The following is an 8,741-nucleotide window of genomic DNA, read 5'->3' on the forward strand; positions in this document are numbered from 1 at the left end:
GGTACGTACGCGTCTTACACGTACGTACTGAATACAACCGCTGGAGACGCCCGGTGAGTTCCCCAGATCCACAGGTTCGCGCAGCGCGAAACCCTTCGACCAGTTCCGGAGCGCGCGGCCCCGTCGTCGCGGTCACCGGTGCCGCCTCAGGCGTCGGCGCGCTCCTTACCGAGCGACTCGCCGCATCCGACGAGATCAAGCAGGTCCTGGCCATCGACGAGCGGCGCGGTGAGTGCGCGTCCGCGACCTGGCACATCCTGGACGTGCGCGACCCGGCGATCGCCGAGAAGCTGCGCGGTGCGGACGTCGTCGTGCACCTCGCGCTCGACCTCGACCTGGAGACCGACCCCGCCGCCCGTACGGCGTACAACGTGCGCGGCACCCAGACGGTGCTCACCGCCGCGGCCGCCGCCGGAGTCCACCGTGTCGTCCTGTGCACCTCGGCGATGGTCTACGGAGCGCTGGAGGACAACGAGCTGCCCCTGTCCGAGGACGCCGAACTGCGCGCGACCGCGGAGGCCACCGGCGTCGGCGACCTCCTGGAGGTCGAGCGGCTCGCCCGCCGCGCGCCGCGCGCCCACCCCGGACTCAACGTGACCGTGGTCCGCCCCGCCACCCTCGTCGGCGGCACCGACACCGCCCTGACCAGGTACTTCGAGTCGCCGCGGCTCCTCGTCGTGGCGGGATCCCGGCCCGCCTGGCAGTTCTGCCACGTCGAGGACCTGTGCAGCGCCCTGGAATACGCCGTCCTGGAGAAGGTCGAAGGGGAACTCGCCGTCGGCTGCGACGGCTGGCTGGAGCAGGAGGAGGTCGAGGAGCTCAGCGGGATCCGCCGCATGGAGCTGCCCTCCGCGGTCGCCCTGGGCGCCGCGGCCCGGCTTCACCGGATCGGGCTCACGCCGTCCCCCGCCGGCGACCTCGCGTACACGATGTACCCGTGGGTGGTCAGCGTGAGCCGGCTGCACGACGCCGGATGGCGCCCGCAGTGGACCAATGAGGAGGTCCTCGCCGAACTCCTCGAGGAGGTCTCGGGACGGCACACCGTCGCGGGCCGCCGCCTCGGACGCAAGGACGCGACCGCGGCCGGAGCGGCCGGAGCCACCGTCGCCCTGCTCGGCGCGGCCGCCGTCGTGCGCCGGGCCCGCAAGGCCAGGCGCAGGATCTGACAGCCCGCCCCAGCGGCGCCCGGACCGGCTCGCCCTGTAGGAGGCTCCAACCCACTACGCGCGCGTGCCGGTGGAAAGCGCTATTCCGTGCCGGTGGCCGCGTACGGCACGATGACCTCATGGCACGCACCACGAACGACCACCCCGGAGAGCAGCCGGCGCACGCCCCCATCCGGCTCATCGCGATCCGAGACACGCCCTTGTCCGTGGACGAGGTGTTCCGGGCCGTCGGAGAGGACGCGGCGGGCGGCACCGCGCTGTTCGTGGGGACGGTGCGCAATCACGACGGTGGCGCCGACGTCGACGCGCTCGGGTACTCGTGCCACCCCTCCGCCGAGGTCGAGATGCGGACCGTCGCCGAGAAGGTAGTCGCCCAGTTCCCGGTGCGCGCCCTCGCGGCCGTCCACCGAGTGGGCGATCTGGCGGTCGGCGACATCGCGGTCGTCGTCGCCGTGTCCTGCCCGCACCGCGGAGAGGCCTTCGAGGCCTGCCGCAAGCTGATCGACGACCTCAAGCACGAGGTGCCCATCTGGAAGCACCAGAAGTTCTCGGACGGCACCGAGGAGTGGGTCGGCGCCTGCTGACCCTCCCGGAGCCAGGCCACGATCGTCGCCTTCGGCCACACGGGCGGTTCCGGTTGCGTAACCGCACCCCTGCGGCGAGCGTTGACCCAGCGGATGGTTAATCTGCTGATCAGTCAGTTGTAGTGGCTCACGGGGTCGGAGGTCCGGCATGGCGGCGCTCTTGTGGCTGCTCATTCCGCTTTTCGCAGCGGTCGGCGCCGGTTTGTGGGGCAGCTGGGCCGCACGGAACCGCAGGACCGGTGACGTGTCGGAGCTCAACGGGTACGTCCGCTTCCGCGAGGCCATGGAGCGGTCGCACACCGGCACGGAGGCGGACCCCCTCGACCCCGAGGCGGACGCGCTGCCCCCGGTCGAGTCCCGGACGGACGCCCCAGCGGTGCACTGACAGACCGGTCCCGTACTGTCGTTCCATGCCACGCCGCACCGCGACGATGCTCGCCTCGACCCTGATGCTGATCGCGCTGCTCTGCGCGGGAGTGCTCATCAAAGTTCCGTACGCGGAGATGACACCGGGACCGACGGTCAACACACTCGGGGACCACGACGGCGAGCCGGTGCTCCAGATCTCCGGCCGGAAGACGTACCCGACGACCGGGCACCTCAACATGACGACGGTCCGGGTCACGAGCGCCGACTACAACATGAACCTCGTCTCGGCGGTCTACGGCTGGCTCGCGCACGACAGCATCGTCGTGCCGCACGCCACGCTCTACCCCGACGGCAAGACCGAGCAGCAGTCCTCGCAGGAGAACGCCGAGGAGTTCAGCCAGTCCCAGGAGAGCGCCAAGGTCGCCGCCCTGGACGAGCTGAAGATCCCCGTGAAGTCCTGGGTGATCGTCCAGTCGGTCATCAAGGGCAGCCCCTCCGAGGGGCGGCTGCACGCCGGTGACGTGATCAAGGCCGTCGACGGCACCAAGGTCGCGAAGCCGGCCGACGTCGCGAAGCTGGTCACCAAGCACAAGCCGGGCGAGGACGTCTCCTTCACGATCGTGCCCGTCAAGGACGCGGCCGCCGCCGAGAAGGAGGGCAAGCAGCCCACCCGCACGCAGAACGTCACGGTCACCACGGAGAAGGCCAAGGACGGCCGCGCGATCGTCGGCATCCAGGCCGGAACCGATCACACGTTCCCGTTCGCCATCGACATCAAGCTCGCCGACGTCGGCGGCCCCAGCGCCGGACTGATGTTCGCGCTCGGCATCGTCGACAAGCTGACGCCCGAGGACCTCACCGGCGGCAGGTTCGTGGCCGGCACGGGCACCATCGACGACGACGGCAAGGTCGGCCCGATCGGCGGCATCCAGATGAAGACCGTCGGCGCCCGCGGTAAGGGCGCGCGCTACTTCCTCACCCCCAAGGACAACTGCGCCGAGGCGGCCAAGGACGTTCCGGGCGGACTCACCCTCGTCAAGGTCAACACCATCGACGACGCGATGAACGCCCTCAAGGACATCCGCTCGGGCAACACCACCGACCTGCCGAAGTGCACGGTCAAGGGGTGACACGAGGTTCATGAAGGGGGCGCCGCACACTGTGCGGCGCCCCCTCTCGTTGCGGTGCGGGTGCTACTCGGCGAACGTCGCCGCGAGTGCCTCGGCCAGGCCCGGGACCAGGTCCGAGCCGGTGAGGACCTCGTTGGGGGAGTCCTTCTCGCGCAGGCGCAGCGCCGACTCGCGCGCACCGTCACGCAGTACGGCGACCGTCATCCGGACCTCCTGACGGCCCGGGTGCTTCGCCACCCAGTCGGCGAGCTGCGCCTCACCGAGCCCCTCCGGAACGGAGGCCTCCGCGGACGGCGGCAGCATCAGCCGCTCCACCGTCAGGGCGCAGCCGACGACCGCGTCGGGCCAGGCGATGGTGCCGAGGAACTCGTCGAGCGCCTTGTCGGCGGGCACCTCGTCCTGCTCGATCGGGGTGAAGGCCGCGGCCTCCTCCTCGCCGTCCAGGCCGAGCTGGGCCGCGAGGCCGGGTTCCTGGGCCCGCAGGCGGGCGGTGTCGACGAGGGCGAAGAGGCGGGCGGGCTGGTCCCAGCCGAGGCCGGAGGCGTACTCGTCGATCTCGAGTACGGCCCGGGTGAGGGGGCTGGCTGCCATGGGAGTGTTGGACATGGTCACAATCCTGCCTCGTTAGTACCCGGAACCGGGAACTGAGTAAAGCGTGAGTAAGTTGCATAGGTGATGGGTCCTCGATCACCTGGGCCTGACCGATCGATTTCGAACTTTTCGAGGTGCGCACCTTGGCTTTCCAGATGCCGGACCGCGGCGGAGGCCCGACGGGGCCACGGATGAGAGTGGGCCGACCGTCCCGGCGCGTCCGTTCCCTGCTCATGACGCTCGGCGTCCTTGCCGCACTGGGCATGGCGTTCGTCATGTTCGCAGGGTTCTGGACCGACTGGCTCTGGTACCGATCGGTCAACTACTCGTCCGTTTTCACGACCACCCTGTGGACGAAGATCGGGCTGTTCTTCGTCTTCGGACTGCTGATGGCGATCGCCGTCGGACTGAACGTCTGGCTCGCGCACCGGCTGCGGCCCCCGCTGAGCGCCATGTCGATGGAGCAGCAGAGCCTCGACCGGTACCGCATGAGCATCGCGCCCTACAAGAAGTGGCTGCTGCTCGGCATCACGGCCCTGGTCGGCCTCATCGCGGGTGCCTCAGCCGCCACTCAGTGGCGCACGTGGCTGATGTGGGTGAACGGCGTGCCCTTCCACCAGAAGGACCCCCAGTTCCACCTCGACGTGGCCTTCTACGCGTTCGACCTGCCGTGGTACCGGTTCCTGCTCGGCTTCGGCTTCGCGGCGACGATCCTCTCCCTGATCGCGGCCGCGCTGACCCACTATCTGTACGGCGGGCTGCGGATCACCAGCCCGGGCGCGCGCGCCACCGCCGCGGCCACCGGTCATCTCTCCGTGCTGCTCGGCGTGTTCGTGACCCTCAAGGCGGTCGCGTACTGGCTCGACCGGTACGGGCTCGCGGTGAAGTCCAGCGACTTCAAGGCGACGGACAACTGGACGGGCCTGCGGTACGTCGACGCGAACGCGTATCTGCCGGCCAAGACCATCCTGTTCTGCATCGCCGCGATCTGTGCCGTGCTGTTCTTCGCGACGCTGTGGCGGCGTACCTGGCAGCTGCCCGTCATCGGCTTCGGCCTGATGGTGCTCTCCGCGATCCTGATCGGCGGCCTGTACCCGGCCATCGTCCAGAAGTTCCAGGTCCAGCCGAACGAACAGTCCAAGGAAGCCCCGTACATCGAGAAGAACATCGAGGCGACCCGCAAGGCGTACGGGATCGCCGGGGTGTCCCCGGTGGACTACACCGGCAAGGGCACGGTCAAGGACTCCAAGCAGCAGCGCACGGACGCCGACTCGGCGGCCAGCTACCGGGTCAACGATCCGAACGTGGTCTCGCCGACGTTCCAGCAGCTGGAGCAGGAGCGGAAGTACTACCAGTTCCCGAAGACCCTCGATGTCGACCGCTACAAGGGCCAGGACACCGTCATCGGCCTGCGCGAGCTCAACCTCGCGGGCGTCGAGAAGCGGAACTGGATCAACGACCACTTCACCTACACGCACGGCTTCGGAGCGGTCGCGGCCAAGGGTACGCAGACCGACCCGGACTCCCCGGGCGCACCCCTGTTCACCGAGTCGGGCCTGCCCGCCGGCGGGACCCTGGGTTCGTACCAGCAGCGGATCTACTACGGCGAGAAGACCCGCCAGTACTCGATCGTCGGCGGGCCCCAGAAGGAGCTCGACTACGAGCAGGACGACGGCACCCAGAAGACCACGAGCTACAGCGGCGAGGGCGGCGTCAGCCTCTCCAACCCGATCAACCGCGCCGCGTACGCGGTTTCCTTCAGTGAGCCGCAGATCTTGTACTCGGGAGCCATTGGCGACGGCTCGAAGATCCTGTACAACCGCACGCCCAAGGAGCGCGTCGAGGCGGTCGCCCCCTGGCTGACCATCGACGGCGACGCGTACCCGGCGGTCGTCAAGGGCAAGATCCAGTGGGTCGTCGACGCGTACACGACGTCGAACGGATACCCGTACGCGTCCCGTACGACGCTCGGTGACACGACGGCCGACTCTCTCAACGAGGGCGACAACCAGCGCGCGGTGGTGGCCCAGCAGAACCAGGTCAACTACATCCGCAACTCGGTGAAGGCCACCGTCGACGCCTATGACGGCACGGTGAAGCTGTACACGTGGGACGACAAGGACCCGGTCCTCAAGACCTGGAAGAAGGCGTTCCCCGGCACGGTCGAGCCCAAGAGCGCGATCCCGCAGGAGCTCAAGGACCATCTGCGGTATCCGCAGGACATGTTCAAGGTGCAGCGCGAGCTGCTGTCCCTGTACCACGTCACGGACTCCGACCAGTTCTACAACGCGTCCGACGCGTGGCAGGTCCCGAACGACCCGACGAAGAAGGACAACAGCGCGGTCCCGCCGTACTACCTGTCCATGAAGATGCCGGGCCAGAACGACCAGCAGTTCTCGCTGACGACGACGTTCACCCCGAGCGGGCGCCCCAACCTGCGTGCGTTCATGGCGGTCGACGCCGATGCCACCAGCAAGGACTACGGCACGATAAGACTGCTGCGGGTCACCGAGGACAAGGTGTACGGCCCGGAACAGGTGCAGAACAAGCTCAACTCCCTGTCGTCCGTGGCGAACTTCGTCCGCGACATGAAGGGCGCCGACTCGACGGTCCTGTACGGCAATCTGCTGACGGTGCCACTCGACAAGGGCTTCCTCTACGTCGAACCGATCTACGCACAGGGCCGCAACGCGGAGTACCCGCTGCTGCGCAAGGTCGCGGTCTCCTACGGCGACAGAACCGGATTCGCCGACAATCTCGGGGACGCGCTGAACCAGGCGTTCGGCGTGGACGGCGCGCAGCCGGCCGAGCCGGAGAAGCCCGGTGGCGACACGACGAAGCCACCGGAGAACTCCACGGTCAAGGAAGCCCTCGCGGACGCGGAGAAGGCCTTCGAGGAGGGCCAGGCCGCAATGAAGAAGGGCGACCTGCACGCCTACGCCGACGCGCAGGACAAGCTGGAGGATGCCCTCAAGCGCGCCGACAAGGCGCAGTCCGCGGCCGACAAGGCGGCCGGCGACGGCAAGGGCGCCGACAAGTCCAGCGACAAGAGCGCTGATCAGAGCGCCGACAAGGACACCAGCAAGAACAGTGGGGGCTCGAGCAGCTGAGCGAAGACCCCCCTCGCGCCGTGGTACGGTTTGAACACAACGGCGCGGGGTGGAGCAGCTCGGTAGCTCGCTGGGCTCATAACCCAGAGGTCGCAGGTTCAAATCCTGTCCCCGCTACTGAAGACGAAGGCCCGGATCCTGATCTTTCAGGATCCGGGCCTTCGTCGTGTGCGCGGGAACCGTCCGTCCGTGCGAAGCGTGCCTCTCCCGGGGGTAGTTGAGGTTTTCGTGTTTCACTTATCTCTCTGTGGGCATGTCGACAAAACGCTGAAGTGACCTCACTGGCTGCGGTATACCAGGTGTACCCAGGTTGCAGGTGGTGCGACGATGGACGTTATGGGGGACAAGGCAACTCTGTTGGAGACAGGGCGGTTTGTGCAGCCGGCCGACCGGGAGGAACCCGGGGCGGCCGCCGAGGAAGCACGTCATCGGCCGGCCGCCGAGTCCGGCGACGTCGAGGCGATGAGTGTCCTCGGAGCCATGCTGCTGCGCCGCGGTGACCTCGACGGAGCCGAGCCCCAGCTGCGCGCTGCCACCGCCGCGGGCGACCGCGCCGCCGCCAACAACCTCGGTGTCCTGCTGCACCAGCGCGGATACGCGGACGAGGCCGCCGGCTGGTGGCGCATCGCCGCCGTCGCCGGATCCGCCCCCGCCGCGCACGCCCTCGGCCGCCACCACCGCGAGCGCGGCGACGAGCCCGCCGCCGAGTACTGGCTGCGGCAGTCCGCCGAACAGGGCCACGCCCTCGGCGCGTACGCGCTCGCCGACCTCCTCGAACACCGCAGCGACGTCGGCGCCGAGCGCTGGATGCGCGCCGCCGCCGAGCACGGCCACCGCGAGGCCGCCTACCGGCTGGCCCGCACCCTCGACCGGCGCGCCGCGCACGAGCGCCCCGAGGGAGCGCTCCGTGGTGCGCCCACGCCCGCCGACGACGAGAGCGGCGCCCCGGGCGGCGCGACCGCGACCGGCGCCCGCAGGAAGCTGCCCGCGGCCGCGGAGGCCGAGCAGTGGTACCGGCAGGCCGCCGCGCGCGGACACCGCCGGGCCGCCCTGCACCTCGGCGCGATCCTGGAGAAGCGCGGCGAGCTCAAGGAGGCCGGCCGCTGGTACCTGAACTCCGCGAAGGACGGCGAGCCCCGGGCCGCCTGCGCGCTCGGCTTCCTGCTGCGCGACGCCGGTGACGAGGAGAGTGCAGGGGTCTGGTGGCTGCGCGCCGCCCAGGAGGGCGATGGCAACGCTGCCAACGCGCTCGGCGCCCTGCACGCCCAGCGTGGCGAGACCCAGACCGCCGAGCGCTGGTACCGCGCGGCCATGGACGCGGGCGACATCAACGGCGCGTACAACCTCGGCCTGCTCTGCGCCGAGCAGGGCCGCACCGTGCAGGCCGACCAGTGGTACCGGCGTGCCGCGTACGCGGGCCACCGCGAGGCGGCGAACGCGCTGGCCGTGCTGCTCCTCCAGGGCGGCGACGCGGCGGGCGCCGAGCCGTGGTTCTCCAAGGCCGCCGAGGCGGGCAGCGTGGACGCAGCCTTCAACCTCGGCATCCTGTACGCCGGCCGGGACGACGAGGTCGCCGCCCTCCAGTGGTACGAGCGGGCCGCGGCGGGCGGTCACACCGAGGCCGCGCTCCAGGCCGGGATCGCCCGGCTGCGGGACGGCGACGAGCGGGACGCCGAGCGGCATCTGCGGTGCGCCGCCGGCGGGGGCAGCGCCGAGGGCGCGTACCGCCTGGCCACGGTCACTCCGTGCGAGGGCGAGACCCTGTGCACAGCCACGGCGGACCGGGAGCGG

At 69.8% G+C, this 8,741-nt stretch carries 7 protein-coding genes and 1 tRNA gene; 7 read left to right on the top strand and 1 reads right to left on the bottom strand.

The window, feature by feature from the left end; genetic code table 11:
- The first annotated feature begins 53 nt into the window (after positions 1-53).
- The 4 genes from CG723_RS30160 (at position 54) to CG723_RS30175 (ending at position 3,249) form a co-directional block, all read left to right on the top strand.
- Positions 54-1,166, top strand: a complete 1,113-nt coding sequence (locus CG723_RS30160; RefSeq protein ID WP_100596681.1) for an SDR family oxidoreductase — start codon at positions 54-56, stop codon at positions 1,164-1,166.
- A 119-nt stretch (positions 1,167-1,285) separates the two neighbouring features.
- Positions 1,286-1,750: a molybdenum cofactor biosynthesis protein MoaE gene (locus CG723_RS30165; protein WP_100596682.1), complete on the top strand. Its 465-nt coding sequence runs from the start codon at positions 1,286-1,288 to the stop codon at positions 1,748-1,750.
- Positions 1,751-1,898: 148 nt separating this feature from the next.
- Positions 1,899-2,135 carry a hypothetical protein gene (locus CG723_RS30170; protein WP_100596683.1) on the top strand — a complete coding sequence of 79 codons (237 nt, stop codon included), beginning with the start codon at positions 1,899-1,901 and terminating at the stop codon, positions 2,133-2,135.
- Positions 2,136-2,160: 25 nt separating this feature from the next.
- Complete coding sequence (locus CG723_RS30175; RefSeq protein ID WP_100596684.1) at positions 2,161-3,249, top strand: YlbL family protein; 1,089 nt, start codon at positions 2,161-2,163, stop codon at positions 3,247-3,249.
- A 63-nt stretch (positions 3,250-3,312) separates the two neighbouring features.
- On the opposite strand, the gene CG723_RS30180 is transcribed toward CG723_RS30175, so the two are convergent.
- Positions 3,313-3,855, bottom strand: coding sequence for a PPA1309 family protein (locus CG723_RS30180; RefSeq protein ID WP_199841940.1), 543 nt, complete (start codon positions 3,853-3,855; stop codon positions 3,313-3,315).
- A gap of 140 nt (positions 3,856-3,995) precedes the next feature.
- Here CG723_RS30180 and CG723_RS30185 point away from each other — a divergent pair, with 140 nt between their 5' ends.
- The 3 genes from CG723_RS30185 to CG723_RS30195 all read left to right on the top strand — a co-directional run.
- The gene (locus CG723_RS30185) at positions 3,996-6,950 is read left to right on the top strand and encodes a UPF0182 family membrane protein (RefSeq protein WP_100596686.1); all 2,955 of its coding nucleotides are present in this window, start codon (positions 3,996-3,998) and stop codon (positions 6,948-6,950) included.
- A gap of 43 nt (positions 6,951-6,993) precedes the next feature.
- A tRNA-Met gene (locus CG723_RS30190) sits at positions 6,994-7,067 on the top strand.
- A gap of 210 nt (positions 7,068-7,277) precedes the next feature.
- A partial coding sequence (locus tag CG723_RS30195) for a tetratricopeptide repeat protein (protein WP_100596699.1) occupies positions 7,278-8,741 on the top strand: 1,464 nt, incomplete at its 3' end.

This window comes from Streptomyces sp. CB01635 (assembly GCF_002803065.1).
In the GTDB taxonomy this organism is placed as follows: domain Bacteria; phylum Actinomycetota; class Actinomycetes; order Streptomycetales; family Streptomycetaceae; genus Streptomyces.